This is a genomic window from Mesorhizobium sp. P3_A2, assembly GCF_056403115.1.
In genome coordinates this window covers 288,310-311,672 of sequence record NZ_JBFUGC010000008.1, presented here as the reverse complement: position 1 = coordinate 311,672, position 23,363 = coordinate 288,310, and the positions used below count along the sequence as shown (strand labels likewise).

Sequence of the window (23,363 nt, the reverse complement as noted above, 5' to 3'; positions counted from 1 at the left end):
GGTCGGCGCGCAGCGCCGGGGTGGGGGAGCGGCGGTTGTCATAAGAGACCCCCACCCCGCTCCGCTTCGCGGATCGACCCTCCCCACAAGGGGGAGGGTGAGCCCATCCTCAACGCCTGTGCCCCATCCAACCCCAGCGGCAGATGCGTCGCCGCGACAATAATCCCGCTCTCCGCGCAGTGCCTCGCCATTAGCCCCGCAAACCGCGTCTCCGAAGCCTTGTCCAACCCCGCCGTCGGTTCGTCGAGCAGCCACAGCGGCCTGTGGCTGACCAAAAGCTTCGCAATCGCCGCCCGCCTTCTTTGACCGGTTGACAGGTACCCGAACGGCAGATGGCCGATGCCGCCGAGCCCCACAGTTTCCAGCGCTTCTTCGACACCCAGCTGGCCATCGCCATTGAAATCGCGCCAGAAGCGCAGATTTTCCGCCACGCTCAGCGCCGTCTTCATCGCATTGAGATGGCCGAGATAATGGACGGCCGAAGCGATCGTCGGAAACGTCTCGCCGCCGCCTTCAAGCCGCACATCGCCTTCTGCTTTCAGCAGCAGCCCGGCGATGACCCTGAGCAGCGTCGATTTGCCTGATCCGTTGGGTCCGGTGACGACCAGCGCCTGGCCCTTTTCGAGCGCAAAGCCGATGCCGGAAAAGACCGTCTCGCCGCCGCGTTCGCCGCCCAGATTTTCGGCGATCAGCCGCATCCTTGCCCGTCCCGAAAACTTTACCGTGCGACAGCTGCCGCATCGCACAAAATTGCCTGTCGACTGTCTAGAACTATTCCAGAAAATTCTCTATATGCGGGTCATCCGTGCCAGCGGTCGGCATGGGAACAGAATTTGCGCCGAACCAGCGCACGCGCCGCCTTGAACGGCTCGGGTTGCTTGGGAGCGGACAGCGGAAATGGCCGTACCCGCACCTTTGCGCGTGATTGCATGCCCATCGGCGTCCGTTCCCTTTCAGGCTGAACAGACAAGGACGGACCGCACGTGTCAAAATCCCTCGACAGTTTCAATTGCCGCCGCACCCTCACCGTGGGTGGCGCGGACTATGTCTATTACAATCTGGTCGAGGCCGAGAAGAACGGCCTCACCGGCATCGCCCAGTTGCCCTATTCGATGAAGGTGCTGCTGGAGAACCTTTTGCGTAACGAAGACGGCCGCTCCGTCACCAAGGAATCGATCCAGGCGGTTGCCGGCTGGCTGACCGACAAGGGCACCGCCGGCGTCGAGATCGCCTATCGCCCGGCCCGCGTCCTGATGCAGGATTTCACCGGCGTTCCGGCGGTGGTCGATCTGGCGGCAATGCGCGACGGCCTCAAGGCGCTCGGCGGCGATCCGCAGAAGATCAATCCGCTGGTGCCGGTCGACCTCGTCATCGACCACTCGGTCATCGTCGACGAATTCGGCACGCCAATGGCCTTCGCCAGGAATGTCGAGCTAGAATATGAGCGCAACGAGGAACGCTACAAGTTCCTGAAATGGGGCCAGCAGGCGTTTCGCAACTTCCGCGTCGTGCCGCCCGGCACCGGCATCTGCCACCAGGTCAATCTCGAATATCTCGGACAGGTCGTCTGGACCAACACCGAGGACGGCGAAACCACCGCCTATCCCGACACCTGCGTCGGTACCGATTCGCATACCACCATGATCAACGGCCTTGGCGTGCTCGGCTGGGGCGTCGGTGGTATCGAGGCAGAGGCCGCCATGCTCGGCCAGCCGGTCTCCATGCTGTTGCCGGAAGTGATCGGCTTCCGCCTCACCGGCAAGCTGAAAGAAGGCGTCACCGCCACCGACCTCGTGCTCACCGTCACCCAGATGCTGCGCAAGAAGGGCGTCGTCGGCAAGTTCGTCGAGTTCTTCGGCCCCGGCCTCTCCAACATGACGCTGGCCGACCGCGCCACCATCGGCAACATGGCGCCCGAATATGGCGCCACCTGCGGCTTCTTCCCGGTCGACGGCGAGACCATCCGCTATCTCACAATGTCCGGCCGCGAGGAAAGCCGCATCGCGCTGGTCGAAGCCTATTCCAAGGCGCAAGGCATGTGGCGCGACACCGGATCGGCCGATCCGGTCTTCACCGATTTGCTCGAGCTTGAACTCAGCGAGGTCGTGCCGTCGATGGCCGGCCCCAAGCGCCCCGAAGGCCGCGTTGCGCTGGAAGGCATTCCGGCCGGCTTCGCCAAGGCGATGGAGACCGAATACAAGAAGGCCGCCGAAATCCACAAGCGCTACGCCGTCGAAGGCGCCGACCATGATCTCGGCCATGGCGACGTCGTCATCGCCGCCATCACCTCCTGCACCAACACCTCCAACCCGAGCGTGCTGATCGGCGCCGGCCTGTTGGCGCGCAACGCCAACCGCCTCGGCCTCAAGCAGAAACCCTGGGTGAAGACGTCGCTCGCGCCCGGCAGCCAGGTGGTCGCCGAATATCTCGAAAAATCCGGCCTGCAGAAGGAGCTCGACCAGATCGGCTTCAACCTGGTCGGCTTCGGCTGCACCACCTGCATCGGCAATTCCGGCCCGCTGCCGGCGCCGATCTCGAAAACCATCAACGACAAGGGCCTGATCGCTGCCGCCGTGCTTTCCGGTAATCGCAATTTCGAAGGCCGCGTCTCGCCCGATGTGCAGGCGAACTACCTGGCCTCACCGCCGCTGGTCGTCGCGCATGCGCTGGCCGGCACCGTCACCAAGGACCTCACCACCGAGCCGCTCGGCGAAGGCCGCGACGGCAAGCCGGTCTACTTGAAGGACATCTGGCCGAGCTCGGCCGAGATCCAGGAGTTCATCGAGAAGAACGTCACCCGCGAGCTGTTCGCCCGCAAATATGCCGACGTCTTCAAGGGCGACGAGTACTGGCAGAACGTCAAGGCGCCGGAAGGCCAGACCTATGCCTGGGACGACAATTCGACCTATGTGCAGAACCCGCCCTATTTCGCCGGCATGACCGCCGGTTTCGGCAAGATCGGCGACATCAAGGGCGCGCGGGTGCTCGGCCTGTTCGGCGACAAGATCACCACCGACCACATCTCGCCGGCAGGTTCGATCAAGGCGGCGTCGCCGGCCGGCAAGTATCTCACCGACCACGGTGTCGGCGTTGCCGACTTCAACCAGTACGGCACGCGGCGCGGCAACCATGAGGTGATGATGCGCGGCACCTTTGCCAACATCCGCATCCGCAACCACATGCTGGGCGAGAACGGCCGCGAGGGCGGCTACACCATCCACTACCCGTCGAAGGAAGAGGAATCGATCTACGACGCGGCGATGCAGTACAAAAGGGAAGGCGTGCCGCTGGTCATCTTCGCCGGCGTCGAATACGGCAACGGCTCGTCGCGCGACTGGGCGGCCAAGGGCACCAACCTGCTCGGTGTCCGCGCCGTCATCGCCCAGTCCTTCGAGCGCATCCATCGCTCGAATCTGGTCGGCATGGGCGTCATCCCCTTCGTCTTCGAGGAAGGCACCTCATGGGCCTCGCTCAACCTCAAGGGCGACGAGCTGGTCGAGATCGACGGGCTGAGCACCATCAAGCCGCGCCAGACGATGATCGCCAAGATCACCTATGGCGACGGCACGGTGAAGAACGTGCCGATCATCTGCCGCATCGATACGCTGGACGAACTCGACTACTTCAAGAACGGCGGCATCCTGCAATACGTACTGCGCGATCTGGCTGCTTAGGAAGGGAATAAGGCAGTAGGGCAGTAGGGGGACACAAACCTACTGCCCTACTGCCCAGTCTTTCCAAAGCATTGGCCGGGCGGACGGAAGTTCCGCCCTGTTCGCTTGCAGTAAAAACCGGCTGGGCTCAGCAAGATCTGCCGCAAGCTCCTTATGCCATGCTCCCGATCGAACCGGGCGGTGAAGTGCTCCGCCCATAGCGGCGATACCCGCGGTTGCGGCAGCAAAAATTTCACCGCAACGTGACTTCCCGTTGACTGTCGCTTCTGCCACAAATCTGGGCAACCAGAACAAGGCCGGCGTCACCGGCGGGAATCGGAACGGCCATGGCACCTCGACAACCTCTACGGCTTGCGGCTTTCGCGCTGGCCTTCTCGGCGCTTGCCGGGACCGGGTTTGCCGAGGAGTCCGGCACCACCCAGGCCGACAAGCCGCAGACCGACAAGCCCCAGATTGACAGGCCCCAGATTGACAGGCCCTTGGGCGTGGTCGAGCTTTTCACCAGCCAGGGCTGCAATTCCTGTCCGCCGGCCGACGCTTTCTTTGCCGAGCTGGCAGCCAAGGACAACGTCGTCGCGCTCGCCTACCACGTCAATTACTGGGACTATCTCGGTTGGCAGGACACGCTGAGCAACAAGGACAACACCGACCGGCAATATGACTATATGCGCGCCTTCGGCACCCGCTCCGTATACACGCCGCAAGCCGTCATCAATGGCCGCAGCCATGTCAACGGCGCCAGCCGCAGGGAAGTCGACGGCGCGCTTGCTCGCATGGAGAAATCCGGCGAAGGCATGCGGGTCTCAATCAAGGTCAGCCGCACCAGCGACCGCGTCATGATCGATACCGGCGACGCCGGCAGCGGCCCGAGCGACGCCCATGTCGTCATCGTCTATTTCGAACCGCCGCAGACGGTCACCATCGCCAAGGGCGAGAACACCGGCCGCAGCATGACCTATTGGAACGCCGTCTCCGGCATCCAGACCGCCGGCATGTGGCACGGCAAGGCGCAGCGCTACGAATTGCCGATGACCGAGATCGCCAAGAAAGGCGGCTGCGCCGTGCTGCTGCAATCGGTCGGCAAGGACGGCCTACCCGGCCCGATTTTGGGGGCGGCTTTTATTCACAAGCCGTAAGATAGAGTGCCGAAACGACCCGCGCCTTCGTCATCCTGGGGCGAAGCAGGAGCGAAGCTCCGTCGCGGAGACCCCAGGATCCATGCCGGGACATCAGCCACGCACGAAAGCGGTCAAGAATAGGGAGCGGCCTGCTTGGTAGGGCGCCCTGAGGCGCCAGCGGCCGTCCTGATAGGCAGCATGCTTTGACAAGCGTCGCGGCATGGATCCTCGGGTTTGCGCGTCCGCTTCGCTTCCGCTCCGCCCGTGGATGACGAAGTCGCGGTGGTCCGAAGTCCGTTTCAGCCAACAAAAAACCGACGTCAGCTTGCTTCTGACGTCGGTCATTTAGGTTTTGGGATCGTCGCACCCGGTCTCTCCCTAAGGAAAGTCCGAGGTTGGTTCGATCCGACGCAGACCCGTGGGCGGGGGGCTTGGGGTTTACGAGCCGGTGCCGGACCGAACCGTCTCAGGCAACGCCGGTAAATTCGTCGGACATTGGGGCATGAGCGCGGATAAAATAAGGCAGGAATGTGGCGGAGCATCACCAATTCAAACACCGCGTTTTATAAAAGTGACTGGACGTTGCGAAAACAGCGCAGCCCCGGGATGGTTAGCCGGGTCTTGCAATTCCACCGCGAACACGCCAACTTCTGCAAGCGAGATTCATTTTTAAAGGGATCGCGGTATGATCGATCGCAGCAGCGGTGGAGCGGAGGATGGGGACTCATCCGCAATATTGATCCCGCTGCAGGAGGCGCGACGCGAACGCCTCGACCAGCCGGTTCGCTTCGACCGGCGCGAGCTCGATGAGATCCTGAGACTCTACGGACGTATGGTCGCCGCCAATGAATGGCGCGACTACGCCATCGATCATCTCGCTGATCGCGCTGTGTTTTCGGTCTTCCGCCGAGCCAGCGAAGTGCCGCTGTTCCAGATCGTCAAGGATCCGAAACTGACGCGACGGCAAGGCGCGTTCGCCGTCATCGCTGCCGGCGGCCGCATCCTCAAGCGCGGCCAGGAACTCGGCCGCGTGCTCGGCGTCTTCGATCCCAAGCTGAAAGTTGTCGAGGCCTGAGCTGCGGAATTGAAGACTTGGGGAACGGAAAAAACGGGATTTACGCCAGGACTGAGTCTCTTTTCTCCAATTCTCCAGTTCCTAAGTTCGTCAACCCCGCTCACTTCCCGCCAAGACTCTTGCGAAATTTCCGCTCCGGCAGCGAATCCGGATCGGGCGGCGCCGTTGCCCCGCCATTCAGCGACAGCTGCATGAACACCGTGTCCAGCCAGCGCCCATGCTTGTAGCCTGAGCCTTCCAGGCGGCCGGAATGGCGAAAGCCAAGCTTTTCGTGCAACCGAACCGACGCGCTGTCGGCATGGCCGTCGCCGATCACAGCTATGATCTGACGAAAACCCGCGACCCGGCAGGCCTCGATCAGCGCCTGCATCAGCAGCAGCCCGACGCCCTGGCCCTTGGCGTCAGGTGCGACATAGACCGAATCCTCGACGATGAAGCGGTAGGCCGGGCGCGGCCGGAAGGCGCCGGCATAGGCGTAGCCAAGCAACCCGCCGTCCTTTTCCGCCACCAGATAGGGAAAGCCGCCATCTGTCAGGCTGTCGAAGCGCGCGCCCATCTCGGCACGGCTCGGCGGCTCCAGTTCATAGCTCGCCGTGCCATGCGTCACCGCATCGGCGTAGATCTCGGTGATTCGGTCGAGGTCGCCCTCCAGGGCCGTTCGTATGGCAATAATGCTCATAATTTGTGCAAACGATTCATCTGCCCGCCATCACAGCAAAGGCCGGCACAAAAGAAAAGGGCGGCCGTTAGGCCGCCCTTTCGATATCAGCTGGTCCAGTTGCCTGGATGGAGACCGCTTAGCGGCGATCGCCCATGAACTGCAGCAGGAACATGAACAGGTTGATGAAGTCGAGATAGAGCCTCAACGCGCCCATGATCGCCTTGCGACCGGCAACGTCGGCCTGGTCGCCTTCGTAGTACATTTCCTTGATGGTCTGCGTGTCATAGGCGGTGAGGCCGGCGAAGATCAGCACGCCGATCGCCGAGATGGCGAAGCCGAGCGCCGACGACTGCAGGAAGATGTTGATCAGCATGGCGATCACCAGGCCGACGACGCCCATGACCAGGAACGAGCCGAACGCCGAAAGGTCGCGCTTGGTCGTGTAGCCATAGAGCGACAGTCCGCCGAAGGCGGCCGCCGTGGCGAAAAAGGTCTGGGTGATCGAGGCACCGGTGTAGACCAGGAAGATGGTCGACAGCGACAGACCGACCAGGCCCGAATAGACCCAGAAGGTTGTCTGTGCCGCGGCCACGCTCATCGACTGGATCCTGAACGACAGGAAGAAGACGGCGGCGAGCGGGGCCAGGATGACCACCCAGCGGAAGGCGCTGGCGTAGATCAGCGTGCCGAAAGCGGTCAGCTGTCCGTCGCCGGTGACGGCGAGCTGGAAAGCGCCCCAGGCGGCGATGCCGGTGATGAGGAGACCAAGCCCCATCAAATTGTAGACCTTCAGCATGTAGCTGCGCAGGCCCTGGTCAATGTCGGCGCGCGCGCCCGGCACGGCCGAAGTCTGGTAGTTGCGAATGGGCTCAGCCATTGGAATCCTCTGTTGCTTCTGCCCCGTACGGTGTCAGGCCCTTTTTTGGCCTGGGCGCCGCTGGCGGGGCCCCAGCATGCCTGTGGCGAAATATGATGGTTCTTGACGTCAAGAACAAGACCGTAACGGGCTGCAACGCCTGGTGAATCGCCGGAAGCCGGTTTTCCAGGCTTTCGCGGCAGCTGCATTACAAAGATTTAATCGGAAACGGCCAGATTCGGCCGGCTTTGCCGCTTGAAACCTAGAGGTCGCGCAGCACCGGCGCCGCCTTGTGGCCGAGCACCCGCCAGGTGCCGGCCAGGCCGATGCCGACGGTGATCACCAGCGCGAAGATCAAAGTCGCCACGGCCACCTCCGGCATGAAATGCGATGGCAGCGTCATGATGCGGGCGACGATGTACCAGGCCGCGATGCCGCCGGCGGCAAGCGCGAACACCGCAGTGGCCAACCCGATCAGCATATATTCGAGCGAAAACGCCGTAATCAGCGTCCGTCTCGTGGCGCCCAGCGTCTTCAGCACCACCGCGTCGTGGATGCGGGCGCGGTTGCCGGCGGCGAGCGCGCCGGCCAGCACCAGCACCGAAGCGATCAGCGCCACGCCGGCCGCCGCCCGGATCGCCGTGCCGAGTTGGCCGACCAGCCGGTTGACGATATCGAGCGCGTCCTTGACGCGGACCGTCGTCACCGCCGGAAAGGCACGGGTGACGGCGTTGAGCAGTCGGGCATCGTCCGCCACCGACGCATCCTTCTCGGTCAGCGTCGCCAGCCAGCCATGCGGGGCGCCGGCAAAGGTGTTAGGCGAGAACACCATGACGAAATTGATGCCCATCGACTCCCATTGCACTTCGCGGAAATTGGCGATCCTGGCCGTCACATTGCGGCCCAGCACATTGACGGTGACGGTGTCACCGAGCTTCAGCCCCAGCGCCTTGCCTTCATCGTTGGAAAACGAAACCAACGGCTCGCCGGCATAGCTGTCCGGCCACCAGCTGCCTTCGGTCAGCGTCGCATTGACCGGCTGTTTGGCATCATAGGTCAGGCCGCGATCGCCTCGCAGCACCCAGGCGCCTTCAGCCGGCACATTGGCTTTGTCGACATCGACGCCGTTCAGCGCCATCACCCGGCCGCGCAGCATCGGCACCTTGACCAGCGTGCCCTTGGGCGCCTCTTTGCCGACCAGCGCCGAGAAGGCGTCGACATCGCCGTTCTGGATGTCGACGAAGAAGAAATTCGGCGCCCGCTCCAGCAGGCTGCCGGAGATCTGCTGCCTGAGATTGCCGTCGATCAGCGCCAACGTCACCAGAAGCGTCAGCCCCAGGCCCAGCGACAGCACGACGGACGGCGTCAGGGCGCCGGGCCGGTGGATGTTGCCGATGGCGAGCCTGAGCGCAACCGAGCGGACGCGCGGACTTTTGCGCGCCACCCATTGCACCAGCGCGCCGACGAGGCGCAGCACCAGAAAAGCAAAGATCGTCGCGCCGACGAAGATCGAGGCGATGCGCTGGTCGCCGGAAAACAGGATGGCCAGCGCCGCCAGAGCGAGCGCGATGCCGACCGCTGCGGCAAGATAGGGCAGGCGGGGAAAGCCGCGGCCCTCGAACCCCATTTCGCGAAACAGCGCCGTTGCCGGCACGTCGCGGGCGCGGCCGAGCGGCAGCAGCGCAAAGGCCAGCGTCACCAGCAGACCGAACAGCGCGGCAAGAGCCAGCGCGCCGGGATAGAAGCCGCCTTCGGCCGGAACCGGAATGACCGACTGCAGCGCGGCACTCGCCGCGAACGGCATGGCGGCGCCGAGGATAAGGCCAAGCACAATGCCGAGGCCGGCGATCATCAGGATTTGCACGAGATAGACGGTGAAGACGAAGCCGCCCGAAGCGCCGAGGCTCTTGAAGGTGGCGATGACGCCGCGCTTGCCGTCGAGATAGGCGCGCACCGCATTGGCGACGCCGACGCCGCCGACCACCAGCGCGGTCAGCCCGACCAGCGTCAGGAACTGCGAGAAGCGCTCGATGTTGGAGGACAGCGCGGGTGCGGCGTTGGAGCGCGTGCGGATCGACCAGCCGGCTTCGGGGAAATCGCTCGCGGCCCGTTTCTGGATGCTTTTGAGATCGGCCTCGCTGGCGCCGGCCGGTAGGCGAACCTTGTAGGCATTCTCGACCAGGCTGCCCGGTTGGATCAGCCCTGACGCGGCAAGCCCTGCGGTCGAGACCATCAGCCGCGGCGCGAAGCCGAATCCATCCGACACCGCGTCCGGCTCGCTCACCAGCCTGGCGCGCAATTCGAATGTCGCGCTGCCGAGTTTCAACCGATCGCCGATCTTCACATTGAGCCGATCGAACAGCAGGTCGGGCGCCACGGCGCCGAAGATTCCGGATTTCTCACCGAACAGATCCTGTCTGCCGAGCTGCGGCTCGGTCTGCAGCGCGCCATAGAGCGGATAGGCGTCGTCGACTGCCTTGGCCTCGACCAGCGCCTGGTCTGAGCCGTCCTCGAGCCGCGCCATCGAGCGCATGTTGGCGCTGTGCGACACCGCACCCAGGCCACCGAGGAAGGCGCTTTCGGCCGGCGTCGTATCGCGCTGGTTGAGCTGGAAGCGTAGATCGCCGCCGAGCAGCGTCTGGCCCTGGTCGGCAACGCCGGCGGTGATCGCCTGCGCCACCGAATTGACGCCGCCGATGGCGGCAACGCCGAGCGCGATGCAGGCCAGGAAGATCATGAAGCCGGACAGCCCGCCGCGCATCTCGCGCAGCGAGAAGCGAAACGCGAGTTTCAGCGTCTGCGACAGCGGCATCAGGCCGGCACCTTAACCTGCAGAGGCGCATCCTCGATGCGGCCCGAGCGCATCGACACCTGGCGCGAGCAGCGCGCCGCAAGGGCAGGATCATGAGTGACCAGCACCAGCGTCATGCCGCGCTCGGCCGCCTTGGCGAACAAAAGGTCCGCGACCTGCCGCCCCGTCGCCTGGTCGAGATTGCCGGTCGGCTCGTCGGCGATCAGAATGCGCGGCGCGGGCGACAGCGCCCGCGCAATCGCCACGCGCTGCTGTTCGCCGCCGGAGAGTTCGCCGGGATAGTGGGTGACGCGGTCGCTGAGGCCTACGGCTGCCAGTTCGCGCGCGGCCACGCCGAACGGATCGGCATGGCCGGCCAGCTCCAGCGGCACCGCGACATTTTCCAGCGCCGTCATATTGGGAATGAGATGGAAGGACTGGAAGACGATGCCGATGTTTCGGCCCCGAAACGATGCAATCTGATCCTCGCTTTTGTCGTTCAGCGATTCGCCGGCGATGCGCACCGTGCCCGAATCGACCCGCTCCAGTCCGGCCAGAACCATCAGCAAGGTCGACTTGCCGGACCCTGAGGGACCGACAATGCCGGTCGCCTCGCCGCGCGTAACGTCGAGGCTGACGCCTTTCAGCACATGCACGGACGACGCGCCTTGGCCGAGGGTCAGGGATATGTCTTTCAGCTCGATGACGGCTTCTGTCACAATTAAAGCGTCCTATATGGAGATGAAGGCTCTGCCTGCCGGAAGCCGTCGCCGGAAGAATTCTTGGTCATATGGGGCCTGCCGCATGTCTTTCAAACGCTCGATTGCCGCAGGGCTCATCCTTTTCCTCACCCTTTGCGGCGCCATTTCGTCGGCGCGGGCAGAGACATTCACCATCGTCGGCTTCGGCGACAGCCTGATGGCGGGCTTTGGCCTCGGGCCCGGCGAAGGCTTCACCGACAAATTGCAGGCAGCCCTTCGCGCCAAGGGCCTTGATGTGAGCGTCGCCAATGCCGGCGTTTCCGGCGATACGTCGAGCGGTGGCCTGTCGCGGCTCGACTGGTCGGTGCCGGACGGCACCAAGCTTGTCATCCTGGAACTCGGCGCCAACGACATGCTGCGCGGCGTCTCGCCCAGCATTACTGAAAAGAACCTGGACGACATGCTGGCGAAGCTGAAAGCGCGCAAGATCGCCGTGCTTCTGGCCGGCATGCGCGCCGCCCCCAATCTCGGCGCCGACTACCAGACCGCCTTCGATGCGATCTATCCGAAGCTGGCCGCGAAATACGATGTGCCGCTCTATCCGTTCTTTCTCGACGGCGTTGCCGGACAGTCCGGCCTGCAGCTGGAGGATGGCTTGCACCCCAACCCGAAAGGCGTCGATGCAATGGTCGAGCGCATCCTGCCGACCGTGGAAAAGGCAATTGCAGCGGTCGAGGGCGGCGCCTGAGGCAGGACATTCGCTCCTGGCGCGACCTTCCGTAAGGGAAACATTAGGGAAAGCCTGCGACCAACAAACCACTTGCCCCGTTTGAATATCGATGATTCGGTAGGGGCATAGTTCGATTCGAGGAAGGGAGGCTCACCATGCCGCGTCTTTTCACCGCCCTCGAAATGCCGCGTGACGCCGCGCTTTCGCTGTCCCTTTTGCGGGGCGGCCTGCCCGGGGCCCGCTGGATCGATGTCGAAAACTACCACATGACGCTGCGCTTCATCGGCGATGTCGAAGGCCATGTCGCTGACGAGATCGCCAACGCGCTCGACCGGGTTCACCGCCCATCCTTCTCGCTGACGCTGTCCGGGGTCGGCGCCTTCGGCCAGAAAAAGCCGCACGCCGTCTGGGCCGGCGTTTTCGCCTCGCCCGACCTTTCCGCCCTGCAAGGCGAGATCGACCGTATCTGCCAGCGGCTCGGCCTGCCGGCAGACCCGCGCAAATTCACACCGCATGTGACGCTGGCGCGCTTGCGCAATTCGAGCCCGCTCGACGTCGCCCAATATCTGTCGGCGCGCGGCAATTTCTCGACGCTGCCGTTTCGCGTCGGCCGCTTCGTCTTGATGTCGTCGCGCGATTCGGTCGGCGGCGGCCCCTACATCGTCGAGGAAGCCTGGCCGCTGTCCGGCGCCGATGCGCGCTCCTCAAGCAGCTTTGCCAGCGCTTCCGACGCTTCGCGGATTATGCGGTAGACTGAGGCGAAGGCTTCCGCCCCGTCGTAATAGGGATCCGGCACGTCGCGGGCTTTTCCCTGCGCGAACTCCGCAAGCAGATGGATGCGTTCGCCGGCACCGGCCGGGGCCATCACCTTCAGGTCTCGGACATTCTGCCGGTCCATACCGAGGATTAGGTCGAAGCGGGCAAAATCCTCCGGCCGGACCTTGCGCGCCCGCTGCCCGGAAATGTCGATGCCGTGGCGGGCAGCGACCGCGACCGAGCGCGGGTCGGGTGCTTCGCCGAGGTTCCAGCCGCCGGTCGCGGCCGAGTCCAGCATCATGGCGCGGCCCCGCTCGGCCAGCACGGCGCGAAACACGCCTTCGGCGAGTGGCGAGCGGCAGATGTTGCCGAGGCAGACGAACAGAATGGAATCTATCGGCTTTATGCTCATTCGATATGCGCCGTTTGTGCATTTGGGATCCCAAAACGCAAGGCACGTTTGGGCGACTTGCATTATGGTGAGGGTCAAAATCGAGATAGCACAGGACATCATCATGACGAGAGAGAAACTCAGCAAGGACGCCATTACAGCTGCACTGACCGAACTGGGCGGCTGGTCGCTGGTCGCGGACGGCGCTTCCATCAAACGCAGCTTCGTCTTCAAGAATTTTTCCGAAGCCTTCGCCTTCATGACCCGCGTCGCTTTGGCCGCGGAGAAGATGGACCATCACCCCGACTGGTCGAATGTCTACAAGACGGTGGACGTGACGCTGAACACCCATGATGCCGGCGGCGTCACTGCGCTCGACATCGCGCTGGCCAAGAAGATGAACGGGTATTTCGGCGGCTGACAGCCCAGCGTCGCAACGGGCCAGTGCCGGCAAATCGACGTCATCCTCTTGCAGCGGGGTTCGGCTTTCACCACATTTTCCCGTGCCGGCCGCGCGCAACACGGTGCGCGAAAGCCAGCAGAGGAGACATTGATGGCGCAACAACCCGGTTTTGATTTCTTCGGCTTCGGCAACAGACTGGGCGATGAAAGCGAAGTGCGCGCGAAATTCTGGCGCACGGCCAAGAAGGCGGCGCGGCAGATACCCTTCATGGAAGAGGTGGTCGCTGCCTATTATTGCGCGCTCGACAAGAAGACGCCTTTGCGCGCCAAGGGCATATTGCTCGCAGCGCTCGGCTATTTCGTACTGCCGGTCGACGTCATCCCCGATTTCGTCCTCGGCCTCGGCTTCACCGACGACATCGCTGTGCTGACCGCAGCGATCACTGCCGTCAGCGCCCATATCACGCCTGCCCACCGACAGGCCGCCAAAGAGGCGATCGCCGACAAGAGCTGAACCGGCGGCCGTCCCATCAGCGAACTTGTTTTTCAGAAATCCGGCGTTCAAACAGGGCGATAGCGGCTTGGCTTCGAGTTCCGCTGCGGCCGTTGAAAAAGTCAAACTCTTGCCGCTTTCGTGGCCTCCAAGTCGCCGCAGGGACATTGCGAAAGCCGTTTTTCAACGAGCGGCGCGGAAATGGCGGTGGTTTCCATGGGTGAATGTCCTTTTCCAGGGGAAATTCACCGTTTGGTAACCCAGATTAAATCAAAATGAAGCGACGGGCAGGACGCCAAGCCGGCCTGCCCCCGCACCATTTGGAATACGGGAAAAACGATGCGCGGATTGATTGCACTAGTCTCGAGCCTGGTCCTGGTGGCCTCTGCAGCGCCGACGCTGGCGCAGCAGGCGACCAAGATCGGCCAGCACAACGCCTGGGGCACCTACAGCTATCAGGCGCAGGGCGGCAAGGTCTGCTACGTCCTGACCGTGCCGACCGACAAGCAGCCGCCGACGCTTGACCATGGTGACATGTTCTTCTTCGTCAGCCAGCGGCCGGGACAGCAGGTGTCCTACGAGCCGCAATTCATCGCCGGCTACACCTTCCAGGAAGGTTCCAAGGCCACCGTCACCATCGACAAGAAGTCGTTCTCGATGTTCACCCGCGGCAAGTCGGCCTGGGTGGAGAACGCCGCCGAAGAGCCGGTGCTGATCGCCGCAATGAAGACCGGCACCGACATGAAGGTGTCGGCGAAGTCCGGCCGCGGCAACACGACAACCTATGTGTTTTCGCTGAAGGGCATCTCAGCCGCGCTGTCGTCGATCGCCAAGTGCAAGTAGGCTAACGGGGCTGCTTGATGCGGCCCCGCATGACTCTCACCCCAACCTGTGCTATGCGCCGCGCTTCTTTTCGGCACGATGGATGAAATCGGCCGCAATTCGCTTATATTGGCGCTGATATGACCCTTTCCTTCGATCTCACCACTGAGGGCGCACGCGATGCGTTGCGTGTCCGCGCCGCGTCGGCCGAGAAGCCGTCGCTGGTCGGCCTGACCCGGGCCGAACTCGGCGAGGCCCTCATCAGTGCCGGCATCGTGCCCGAGCGCCAGGCCAAAATGCGCGCCCAGCAGCTGTGGCACTGGATGTATGTGCGCGGTGTCTCCGATTTCGCCGGCATGTTCAACATCTCCAAGGATTTGCGCGGCGAACTCGACAAGCATTTCACCGTCGCCCGGCCCGAAATCGTCGAGGAACAGATTTCGTCCGACGGCACGCGCAAGTGGCTGTTCCGCTTTCCGCCGCGCGGCGCCGGCCGTCCGGTCGAGATCGAGACCGTCTACATCCCCGAGGAAGGCCGCGGCACGCTGTGCATCTCCTCGCAGGTCGGCTGCACGCTGACTTGCTCGTTCTGCCACACCGGCACGCAGAAGCTGGTGCGCAATTTGACAGCGGAAGAGATCCTCGCCCAACTACTCACCGCGCGCGACCGGCTCGGCGATTTCCCCGACCGCGACACGCCCGACGGCGCCATCGTGCCGGCCGAGGGCCGCAAGGTCTCCAACATCGTCATGATGGGCATGGGCGAGCCGCTCTACAATTTCGAGGCGGTGAAGAAGGCGCTGCTGATCGCCTCGGACGGCGACGGGCTGTCGCTGTCGAAACGCCGGATCACGCTGTCGACCTCGGGTGTGGTGCCGGAAATCCTGCGCACGGGCGAAGAAATCGGCGTCATGCTGGCGATTTCGCTTCACGCCACCAATGACGATCTGCGCGATCTGCTGGTGCCGATCAACAAGAAGTATCCGCTGAAGGAACTGGTCGCGGCCTGCCGCGCCTATCCCGGCCTGTCCAACGCCAAGCGCATCACCTTCGAATATGTGATGCTGAAGGATGTCAACGATTCCATCGAGGACGCCAAGGGGCTGATCAAACTGCTCAAGGGCATTCCGGCCAAGATCAATCTGATCCCGTTCAACCCGTGGCCGGGCACCAACTATCAGTGCTCCGACTGGGAAACGATCGAGAAGTTTGCCGATTACATCAACAATGCCGGCTACGCTTCGCCGATCCGTACGCCCCGCGGCCGCGACATCCTCGCGGCCTGCGGCCAGCTCAAGTCGGACTCCGAACGCATGCGCAAGGTCGACCGGCTGGCGCTGGAAGCGATGATGATTGCGGGGCACGGCGAGGCGTGAGCCGCGTCATCGCCTATCTCGTCCGCTTCGCCGTCATCCTGTTCGGCTATATCGTCGCTTCGCTGGCGGCGAGCGCCTTTCTCAACGTCCTGTTCCTGGCCTCGCTCGGCTACGCGCCGGAACATGCCCACCCGACGGCGACCGCATCGCTGTATTTCTCGATCCCCTTCGTGGCGCTGTTCATCGCTTATTTCGCCTTCATGCCGGCGGCCATCGTCATCTTGATCTCGGAGATACTCAGCCGCCGCGACTGGCTGTTCTATGCGCTTGCGGGCGGCATCGTGGCTGCGGTGTTCCTCGGCTTCGTCCACCAGAATGCCGATATCAATTTCGATGTCACCGATCCGCGCGCCATCGCCGCCGTGATCGGCTGCGGCATGGTCGGCGGCATCTTCTACTGGCTTTCCGCCGGCCGCTGGGCCGGAAGCTGGTGGCAGGCGGCTACTTCGCCTGAGCGGTCAGAATCTTGAGCGCGAAGGCCGAAAACACCCCGGCAAAGAGATAGTCGACCACCCGCGTCACGCGCGGGCTGGCCTTCATCGCCGCCGAAAACTTTTCCGCCGCAAACACCATCGGCGCCGTCACCGGGATCGACAGCACGATGAACATGACGCCGAGGAAGAACAGTTTTCCCGGTGCGTTCGGGTCATGCGCAGAGACGAATTGCGGCAGAAACGTCATGAAAAACAGGATGATCTTCGGATTGAGCAGATTGACGCCGAGCCCGGCGACCCAACTGCGGAACAGCGAAATCTCAGGGCCGCTCTTCTTCTGCGGTGAAAACGCCGAGCCCTTGGTGAGCGCCTGCCAGGCGAGGAAGACGAGATAGGCGGCGCCGAAGATTTTCAGCACGAGGAAGGCCATCGGCGAGGCGACGATCAGCGCCGAGATGCCGACCGCCACCAAAGTGGTGTGGATCAGCGTGCCGCACAGCGCCCCGGCCAGCGAGGCCAAGCCGGCGGCGCGGCCCTGGCTCAGCGTGCGCGAGACGAAAAGCGTCATGTCCGGCCCCGGCGTGATCGCCAGGATCATGGTGGCGATGGCGAACTGGATCAGCGTCGTGGTGTCGGGAATGAACGACATTGGCAGCCCCTGACAGAGCATCGGACCCAAAAGTGGAAGCCGGTTTGGGAGAATCCGATGCTTGAACAAAAAGGATGCGCAGCCCTATAGCGCAGGCGCCGGATCCCTTCCAGCCGCTGACGGGTGCAGCATCTGGTCCAGCCTTGATCGGTGTTCGTCCCTTGCGCTGGCCGGAAAGCCCGTGATACCTCGCCCGCGAAGAACCCCTTGTCGCGGAACCGCCAACAATGTCGAAGACCAAAGACGTCAAGAAGGTCGTGCTCGCCTATTCCGGCGGCCTCGACACCTCCATCATCCTGAAATGGCTGCAGACCGAACTCGGCGCAGAAGTCGTCACCTTCACCGCCGATCTCGGCCAGGGCGGCGAATTGGAGCCGGCGCGCAAGAAGGCCGAGATGATGGGTATCAAGGATATCCGCGTCGTCGACGTGCGCGAGGAATTCGTCTCGGACTTCGTCTTCCCGATGTTCCGCGCCAACGCCGTCTATGAAGGCACCTATCTGCTCGGCACCTCGATCGCCCGGCCGCTGATCTCGAAACACCTGGTCGAGATCGCCAGGGAGACCGGCGCCGACGCGATTGCGCACGGCGCCACCGGCAAAGGCAACGACCAGGTTCGCTTCGAGCTGTCGGCGTATGCGCTGAACCCGGACATCAAGGTCATCGCGCCGTGGCGCGACTGGTCGTTCAAGTCGCGCACCGACTTGATCAACTTTGCCGAGCAGCACCAGATCCCGGTGGCGAAGGACAAGCGCGGCGAGGCACCCTTCTCGGTCGACGCCAACCTCTTGCACTCCTCTTCCGAGGGCAAGGTGCTGGAAGACCCGTGGAGCGAACCGCCGGAATTCGTCCACCAGCGCACCGTCTCGCCGATGGACGCGCCGGACAAGGTCACCGAGATCGAGATCGAGTTCCTGAAGGGCGATCCGATTGCACTGAACGGCAAGAAGCTGTCACCGGCTGCGATGCTGACGGCCCTCAACGATCTTGGCCGCGACAACGGCATCGGCCGGCTCGACCTGGTCGAGAACCGCTTCGTCGGCATGAAGTCGCGCGGCGTCTACGAGACGCCCGGCGGCACCATCCTGATCGTCGCCCACCGCGCCATCGAATCGATCACACTCGACAGGGGTGCAGGCCACCTCAAGGACGAGTTCATGCCGCGCTATGCCGAACTGATCTACAACGGCTTCTGGTTCTCACCCGAGCGCCTGATGCTGCAGGCGATGATCGACAAGAGCCAGGAAGATGTCGAAGGCACGGTGCGCCTGAAACTCTACAAGGGCAATGTCATGGTCACCGGCCGCAAATCGAAGAAGACGCTCTATTCAGACGCATTGGTCACCTTCGAGGACGACCGCGGCGCCTACGACCAGAAGGACGCCGCCGGTTTCATCCGCCTCAACGCGTTGCGACTGAGGACACTTGCGGCACGCAACCGCAAGGGTTGAACCCAACTACTATTCCAGGAAAACCCGGCGGAGACGCCGGGTTTTTATTTGGCATCTCTAATATACGAAAGTCAAACCAGCCAAGACTGATGCTGTTGACCTTTTAAAGGCTTCATCTAAATTCCTTCGCGGGACCGGGGGATTCTGATAGTGAAAAAAGCCATTTTTCTTCTGCTTGCGGCGGTCATCGTTTTTACCGGAGGCCAGTCCTCGCAGGCAGCCGCGAAACGCGAGCAGAATTCGGACGGGTGCATTTCCGCCGTCCATTTATGGAGCATCTCGTTCAAGCACGAAATCGCCTCTTTCATGGGCGTCTCGCAGGAGCGCATGCCGGCCCTGTTCTGCCAGCGCCTTGGCGAAGGGATACGCAGCGGGCGGATCAGCTACTCCGACTTGAACCGGCTGCAGCTCGACCAATCGACCGAAATCTGGCTGGTCATCAAGGGCAAGTCAAAGGCTGCGGCGCGAGCCCCGGCGCCGCGGAACTCCAGATTCCGTACCTGCTCAAATGTTATTACGGGCTCCTTCGAGGTTGCCGCTTCCGAGAAATGCCCCTTGGGCGGCAGCTACTCGCAAGCTGCCGGAGTCCCGACGGTGATCGAGGGTAGGCCAAAGGCGGCTCCTCCAACGCCCAGGAACTCCAAGTTCCGTACCTGCTCGAACCTTTACGGCGGCTCCTTCGAGGTTCCCGCTTCGAAGAGATGCCCCGTGGCCGGCGGTTACGTGGACAACTGAGAACCCAGGGGGCTCGCCGCTCTTGGCGTGCCACACGCACCGACAAAAAAGCCCGGCACATGGCCGGGCTTTCCGTTGAATGGGATTGTCGCTCAATCGCCGTCGATCGCGTCGGCGATCTGGGCGATGGCCTGCTGGTAGACGCTGGCGGAATTCCAGCCGGCAATTGCGCCCATATTTGCGCTTGCACTGGCACCCGCCCGCCAGCCATGAGCCTTGAGGAAGTTGGCGGTGGACGCCAGCGCGGTCGCCTTGTCGCGCAGATTTGCGTTGCCGACGCCATACTTCAGGACATTGCCGGGCAGGAACTGCGTATGGCCGATCTCGCCATGCGCGGCACCCACCGACGAGGCGCTCAGCGCACCGCGATCGACCAGTTTCAGCGCCGCAATGGCATGCGGGTAGAAGAACCCCGGGCGGCGGCAATCATAGGCAAGCGTGAGAATGGCCGAGACCGTGTTCTGGTTGCCCAGGGAGGCACCGAAGCCGGTCTCCATGCCCCAGATGGCGAGCAGCACGCCCGGCGAGACGCCGTAATTGCTCTCGATCCTCTCGAACATGGCCGCGTTCGACTTCTTCAGCGCACGGCCCTTGGAAATGATCGCAGCCCCGCCACGACGCTTCATGAAAGCATCCACCGAGCCGCTGAACGCCTTGTGGATGGCGCGGTCGACGGAGATCGTCTTGGTCGCGTAGTTGGCACCGGCCAGAGCGGCCAGGCCCTTGGGGCCGACGCCTTCAGACCTGGCCTCTGCGGCGAACTCGGGCTTCCACGCCTCGAAACCCGCGCCGGTCTTGCCGCAGCTGGCCGCCGCCTGCGCGCCCGTCGCCAGCGCAAGCACCGCCACCACCGTGGCCGCAAAAATCTTTCCCTTGGCAAACAATGCCATGCTTCTCTCCTGATTGCCTGAATCACGTCCCGGTTGTGAACTTGCCAGTGAAACGCGCCATTGTCACCGTACGCCCGGCGCTGTGCTGGCCAATGCAGCGGAATTTGCCTACGATCAAGTGCTTATTGTGGCGGGGAAACCATGGAAGACGTTGATGTCGTCATCATCGGCGCCGGCTCAGCGGGCTTAGCTGCCGCCAGGACCATTCGCGCCGCAGGCCTTTCCTTCAAGCTGCTGGAAGCCATGGGCCGCATCGGCGGCCGCGCCTGGACCAGCGACCAGCATTTCGGCATCCCGTTCGACATCGGCTGCGCCTGGCTGCACGCCGCCGACCGCAATCCCTATTTTCCCGAAGCGCAGGCCGCCGGCTGGACGCTGATGAAGGCCGCCGATGCGCGGCTGTTCGAGCTGCTGGCCACGCATCAGGTCGAAGAGGGCGACGACGACCGGCTTTCGACGCTGCTCGCCAAGGGCCAGGCGCCGCGCGCCGCCGCCACTTTCGCCGGACCGATGGATTTCGGCGCCGACGAGGACGAGATCTCGATCCGCGACTTTCAGGCCGCGGCCGACCTCGACCCGAACTATTTCAGCAAGGAAGGCTTCGGCGCGCTGGTCGCCCGCTTCGGCGCCGACCTGCCGGTCGAACTGTCGACGCCGGTGCGCAAGATCCTGTGGGATGTGCCGGGCGTTGCCTGCGTTACCGATCGCGGCACCGTGCGCGCCAAGGCGGTGATCGTCACCGCCTCGCCGGCCGTGCTCGCCTTCGAGGAGATCGAGTTCTCGCCTGTACTTCCCGACGCGCATTTCGGTGCCTTCTTCGACCTGCCGATGGGCATGCTGACCAAGCTGCCGGTGGAGATCCGCGGCACCAGGCTCGGCCTGGAGCCCTTCGACGACCTGTTGATCGAACGCATGGCTAGGCACGACATCTATTTCCTGTGCTTTCCCTTCGACCTCGATCTGATGGTCGGTTTCGTCGGTGGCGACTTCGCCTGGGAAATATCGGCGGCGGGCGAGGCGGCCGGCATCGACTTCGTCGTCGACCGGCTGTGCGGCATTTTCGGCAGCGACACCAGAAAGCACGTGGCGCGCGCCATGATGACCAATTGGGGCGAGGAGCGCTTCGTGCGCGGCGCCTATGCGGCGGCCCGCCCCGGACGCTCGCAGGCCCGCGCGACGCTGATGCAACCGGTGGCGGAGAAGATCTTCTTCGCCGGCGAGCATCTGGCCGGACCGCTGATCCAGACCTGCGGCGGCGCGCGCCTGTCGGGTGAGAACGTGGCGCGGCAAGTGATCGCCCGGCTGGCCGTGAAATAGCCCCGGCAAAAGGGAACGCCCGCCGGTCACCGGCGTTTTGGGCCGCGCGCCGCGCGTACCATATACCTGCCGTGACTACCTGCCGTGACGATTTGAGGCCAAGATGAAACTGTTCGACTGCCCGTATTGCGGCCACCGGCTCTATTTCGAGAACGCGCAGTGCCTGAGCTGCTCGAACCTCGTGCTCTACGACCCCGAGCATGCGCGCTTCGCCCTGTCTGATATCGACGGCATCTTCCACTGCACCAATGCCGATGAATGCGCCTGCAACTGGATGGCCGAGCCGGGCCACCCCTTCTGCCGCGCCTGCGCGCTAAATCAGCTGATCCCCGACCTCTCCGTCGACGGCAACCGCCGCCGCTGGATCCGCGTTGAGGCGGCCAAGAAGCGCGCCATCTATTCGCTGCTCGCCTTTGGCCTGCCGGTGGCGCCCAAGCAGAACCCCGGCGACGAGATCGGCCTTGCCTTCGACTTCCTGGCCGACCCGATCGGCGGCGGTCCCGGCGGCGAACGCATCCTGACCGGCCACGACAACGGCCTGATCACCCTCAATGTCGCTGAGGCGGACTCGGCCGAGCGCGAGCGACGGCGTGTCGAGATGGGCGAGAACTACCGCACGCTGCTCGGCCATTTCCGCCATGAGCTCGGCCATTACTATTGGGACCGGTTGATCCGCGACGACCCGCAACGGCTCGACGCCTTCCGGGCGCTGTTCGGCGACGAGCGCGCCGACTATGAGCAGGCGCTGCAGACCTATTACGCCAATGGCGCGGCGCCCGACTGGCAGCAGAACCACATCTCGGCCTATGCGACATCGCATCCGTGGGAGGACTGGGCGGAGACCTGGGCGCACCATCTGCACATCACCGACACGCTGGAGATGGTGCACGCGTTGAACTTTCCGCTCGGCCAGCTGGAGACGATGGAGGCCAATGTGCTGCCGCAGGGCGACACCGGCGGCCGCCTGCAGCCCGCCCCAGCCGAGCCTCACGCCGTGCCCGAGCCGTTCGAAAAGATTCTCGCCCGCTGGCTGGTGCTGTCGGAAGCCTCCAACTCGATCAACCGCTGCATGGGCCTGCCCGACCTCTATCCCTTCGTCATTTCGGACGTGACGGCGCAGAAACTCGCCTTCGTACATGGGCTTCTGACGGGTTTGCCGAAAGAAACCGGAACAAATCGTGAGCCGGCACAGGCATTTTAGCCGGAACGCATGCGCTCTGTTTTCGTTTGGGGTCGCGAGGGGACCATGAAAACGGAGAGAAACCATGAGACGCATACTGTTTCCGGCCGTCGCCGGGGCGCTTGTCGCCATGTCGGGTGCGGCATTGGCCGATACCGCCGTCTCGGCCATCGCCGATCTTAACGTGCGCGCCGGCCCCGGCCCGCAATATCCGGTGATCGGTGTGCTTGCCGCCGGCCAGTCGGCGACGCTCAATGGCTGCATCGAAAACAGCAAATGGTGCACCATCGCCGAAGCCGGCGGCCAGGGCTGGGTCTATTCCGACTATGTGACGGCCGATTTCGGCGGCAGCCGCGTCGTGCTGACGCGCCGCCCTGCCGACGCCGCCATCACCGTCGTTGCACCGCCGCAGGATGATTATCCCGACACCTATACCGGCGCGATCCTTTCCGACGACGGCCCCATCGACGCCATCGACAGGCCGCCGGCGGAAGTCGGCACCTATGTCAGCACGCACCGGCTCGACCCGGTCTATCTCGACGGCGAGGTGGTGACAGGTGCTACCCTGCCTGACACCGTCGAACTGCGCGAAATCCCAGATTACCGCTACCGCTATGTCTACGTGAACGGCCAGCCTGCGCTGGTCGACCCGCAGACACGGCGCATCATGTATGTTGTGCGCTGATTGAGTCCCCGAAGGCGGTCCCGTCCGGCGACCGCCTTCTCCCCCGTGTCGGCCCGGTCAGGCCGCTTGGAGCTGCTCTGTCGATCTCGGCCTTCCTGGCCTTGCTCTCGACGGCGAGGTCATAGCTCGCCTGCATGTTCGGAACGATTATTCCGCAATGCAGCGAACGTTGCGCC

General features: G+C 63.5%; 23 protein-coding genes. 15 read left to right on the top strand and 8 right to left on the bottom strand.

Annotation, left to right across the window (positions count from 1 at the left end):
* Positions 1–38 precede the first annotated feature (38 nt).
* A complete protein-coding gene (gene ccmA, locus AC1DXM_RS20255) occupies positions 39–698 on the bottom strand; it encodes a heme ABC exporter ATP-binding protein CcmA (protein WP_477235550.1) in 660 nt (219 codons plus the stop codon).
* 285 nt (positions 699–983) lie between these two features.
* Between ccmA and acnA the strand changes: the two genes are divergently transcribed.
* The 3 genes from acnA (at position 984) to AC1DXM_RS20240 (ending at position 5,867) form a co-directional block, all read left to right on the top strand.
* Positions 984–3,674 (top strand): aconitate hydratase AcnA, encoded by a 2,691-nt coding sequence (gene acnA, locus AC1DXM_RS20250; RefSeq protein WP_477235548.1) that lies wholly within the window; start codon positions 984–986, stop codon positions 3,672–3,674.
* Between the two features lie 326 nt (positions 3,675–4,000).
* Positions 4,001–4,810, top strand: a complete 810-nt coding sequence (locus AC1DXM_RS20245; RefSeq protein ID WP_477235546.1) for a DUF1223 domain-containing protein — start codon at positions 4,001–4,003, stop codon at positions 4,808–4,810.
* A gap of 667 nt (positions 4,811–5,477) precedes the next feature.
* Positions 5,478–5,867, top strand: a complete 390-nt coding sequence (locus AC1DXM_RS20240) for a DUF2794 domain-containing protein (RefSeq protein ID WP_477235544.1) — start codon at positions 5,478–5,480, stop codon at positions 5,865–5,867.
* A 100-nt stretch (positions 5,868–5,967) separates the two neighbouring features.
* Here the strand turns inward: AC1DXM_RS20240 and AC1DXM_RS20235 are convergent, their stop codons facing one another.
* The 4 genes from AC1DXM_RS20235 to AC1DXM_RS20220 all read right to left on the bottom strand — a co-directional run bounded on the left by AC1DXM_RS20235 (position 5,968) and on the right by AC1DXM_RS20220 (position 10,894).
* Positions 5,968–6,546: an N-acetyltransferase family protein gene (locus AC1DXM_RS20235; RefSeq protein ID WP_477235542.1), complete on the bottom strand. Its 579-nt coding sequence runs from the start codon at positions 6,544–6,546 to the stop codon at positions 5,968–5,970.
* A gap of 118 nt (positions 6,547–6,664) precedes the next feature.
* On the bottom strand, positions 6,665–7,405 hold the full coding sequence (locus AC1DXM_RS20230; protein ID WP_112560076.1) for a Bax inhibitor-1/YccA family protein: 741 nt from the start codon (positions 7,403–7,405) through the stop codon (positions 6,665–6,667).
* Positions 7,406–7,646: 241 nt separating this feature from the next.
* Positions 7,647–10,196 carry an ABC transporter permease gene (locus tag AC1DXM_RS20225; protein WP_477235540.1) on the bottom strand — a complete coding sequence of 850 codons (2,550 nt, stop codon included), beginning with the start codon at positions 10,194–10,196 and terminating at the stop codon, positions 7,647–7,649.
* On the bottom strand, positions 10,196–10,894 hold the full coding sequence (locus AC1DXM_RS20220) for an ABC transporter ATP-binding protein (protein WP_477235538.1): 699 nt from the start codon (positions 10,892–10,894) through the stop codon (positions 10,196–10,198). Before AC1DXM_RS20220 ends, AC1DXM_RS20225 begins: the two co-directional genes overlap by 1 nt.
* An 85-nt stretch (positions 10,895–10,979) precedes the next feature.
* On the opposite strand from AC1DXM_RS20220, the gene AC1DXM_RS20215 reads away from it, so the two are divergent.
* Together AC1DXM_RS20215 and thpR are read left to right on the top strand one after the other, a co-directional pair.
* Complete coding sequence (locus AC1DXM_RS20215) at positions 10,980–11,624, top strand: arylesterase (protein ID WP_477235536.1); 645 nt, start codon at positions 10,980–10,982, stop codon at positions 11,622–11,624.
* A gap of 137 nt (positions 11,625–11,761) precedes the next feature.
* Positions 11,762–12,358, top strand: coding sequence for an RNA 2',3'-cyclic phosphodiesterase (gene thpR / locus AC1DXM_RS20210; protein ID WP_477235534.1), 597 nt, complete (start codon positions 11,762–11,764; stop codon positions 12,356–12,358).
* Here the strand turns inward: thpR and AC1DXM_RS20205 are convergent.
* Complete coding sequence (locus tag AC1DXM_RS20205; RefSeq protein ID WP_477235532.1) at positions 12,262–12,774, bottom strand: low molecular weight protein-tyrosine-phosphatase; 513 nt, start codon at positions 12,772–12,774, stop codon at positions 12,262–12,264. The genes thpR and AC1DXM_RS20205 overlap by 97 nt on opposite strands.
* 103 nt (positions 12,775–12,877) lie before the next feature.
* On the opposite strand from AC1DXM_RS20205, the gene AC1DXM_RS20200 reads away from it, so the two are divergent.
* The 5 genes from AC1DXM_RS20200 (at position 12,878) to AC1DXM_RS20180 (ending at position 16,316) form a co-directional block, all read left to right on the top strand.
* Positions 12,878–13,174, top strand: a complete 297-nt coding sequence (locus tag AC1DXM_RS20200) for a 4a-hydroxytetrahydrobiopterin dehydratase (protein WP_477235530.1) — start codon at positions 12,878–12,880, stop codon at positions 13,172–13,174.
* Between the two features lie 132 nt (positions 13,175–13,306).
* The gene (locus AC1DXM_RS20195; protein ID WP_477235528.1) at positions 13,307–13,669 is read left to right on the top strand and encodes a YkvA family protein; all 363 of its coding nucleotides are present in this window, start codon (positions 13,307–13,309) and stop codon (positions 13,667–13,669) included.
* A gap of 318 nt (positions 13,670–13,987) precedes the next feature.
* Positions 13,988–14,491: an invasion associated locus B family protein gene (locus AC1DXM_RS20190; RefSeq protein ID WP_477235526.1), complete on the top strand. Its 504-nt coding sequence runs from the start codon at positions 13,988–13,990 to the stop codon at positions 14,489–14,491.
* 119 nt (positions 14,492–14,610) lie between these two features.
* On the top strand, positions 14,611–15,846 hold the full coding sequence (gene rlmN, locus AC1DXM_RS20185) for a dual-specificity RNA methyltransferase RlmN (RefSeq protein WP_477235523.1): 1,236 nt from the start codon (positions 14,611–14,613) through the stop codon (positions 15,844–15,846).
* Complete coding sequence (locus AC1DXM_RS20180; protein ID WP_477235521.1) at positions 15,843–16,316, top strand: hypothetical protein; 474 nt, start codon at positions 15,843–15,845, stop codon at positions 16,314–16,316. The genes rlmN and AC1DXM_RS20180 overlap by 4 nt, the downstream gene beginning before the upstream one ends.
* On the opposite strand, the gene AC1DXM_RS20175 is transcribed toward AC1DXM_RS20180, so the two are convergent.
* Complete coding sequence (locus tag AC1DXM_RS20175) at positions 16,288–16,929, bottom strand: LysE family translocator (RefSeq protein WP_477235519.1); 642 nt, start codon at positions 16,927–16,929, stop codon at positions 16,288–16,290. The two genes, AC1DXM_RS20180 and AC1DXM_RS20175, sit on opposite strands and share 29 nt — an antisense overlap.
* A gap of 227 nt (positions 16,930–17,156) precedes the next feature.
* Here AC1DXM_RS20175 and AC1DXM_RS20170 point away from each other — a divergent pair, with 227 nt between their 5' ends.
* Positions 17,157–18,380, top strand: coding sequence for an argininosuccinate synthase (locus AC1DXM_RS20170; protein WP_352556974.1), 1,224 nt, complete (start codon positions 17,157–17,159; stop codon positions 18,378–18,380).
* Positions 18,381–18,530: 150 nt separating this feature from the next.
* Positions 18,531–19,115, top strand: a complete 585-nt coding sequence (locus tag AC1DXM_RS20165; RefSeq protein WP_477235517.1) for a hypothetical protein — start codon at positions 18,531–18,533, stop codon at positions 19,113–19,115.
* Between the two features lie 92 nt (positions 19,116–19,207).
* Here the strand turns inward: AC1DXM_RS20165 and AC1DXM_RS20160 are convergent, their stop codons facing one another.
* Complete coding sequence (locus tag AC1DXM_RS20160; protein ID WP_477235515.1) at positions 19,208–20,005, bottom strand: lytic murein transglycosylase; 798 nt, start codon at positions 20,003–20,005, stop codon at positions 19,208–19,210.
* A gap of 141 nt (positions 20,006–20,146) precedes the next feature.
* Between AC1DXM_RS20160 and AC1DXM_RS20155 the strand changes: the two genes are divergently transcribed.
* The 3 genes from AC1DXM_RS20155 to AC1DXM_RS20145 all read left to right on the top strand — a co-directional run bounded on the left by AC1DXM_RS20155 (position 20,147) and on the right by AC1DXM_RS20145 (position 23,187).
* Positions 20,147–21,322: a flavin monoamine oxidase family protein gene (locus AC1DXM_RS20155; RefSeq protein WP_477235513.1), complete on the top strand. Its 1,176-nt coding sequence runs from the start codon at positions 20,147–20,149 to the stop codon at positions 21,320–21,322.
* Between the two features lie 103 nt (positions 21,323–21,425).
* A complete protein-coding gene (locus AC1DXM_RS20150) occupies positions 21,426–22,523 on the top strand; it encodes a zinc-binding metallopeptidase family protein (RefSeq protein ID WP_477235511.1) in 1,098 nt (365 codons plus the stop codon).
* Positions 22,524–22,587: 64 nt separating this feature from the next.
* A complete protein-coding gene (locus AC1DXM_RS20145; RefSeq protein ID WP_477235509.1) occupies positions 22,588–23,187 on the top strand; it encodes a DUF1236 domain-containing protein in 600 nt (199 codons plus the stop codon).
* Positions 23,188–23,363 lie beyond the last annotated feature (176 nt).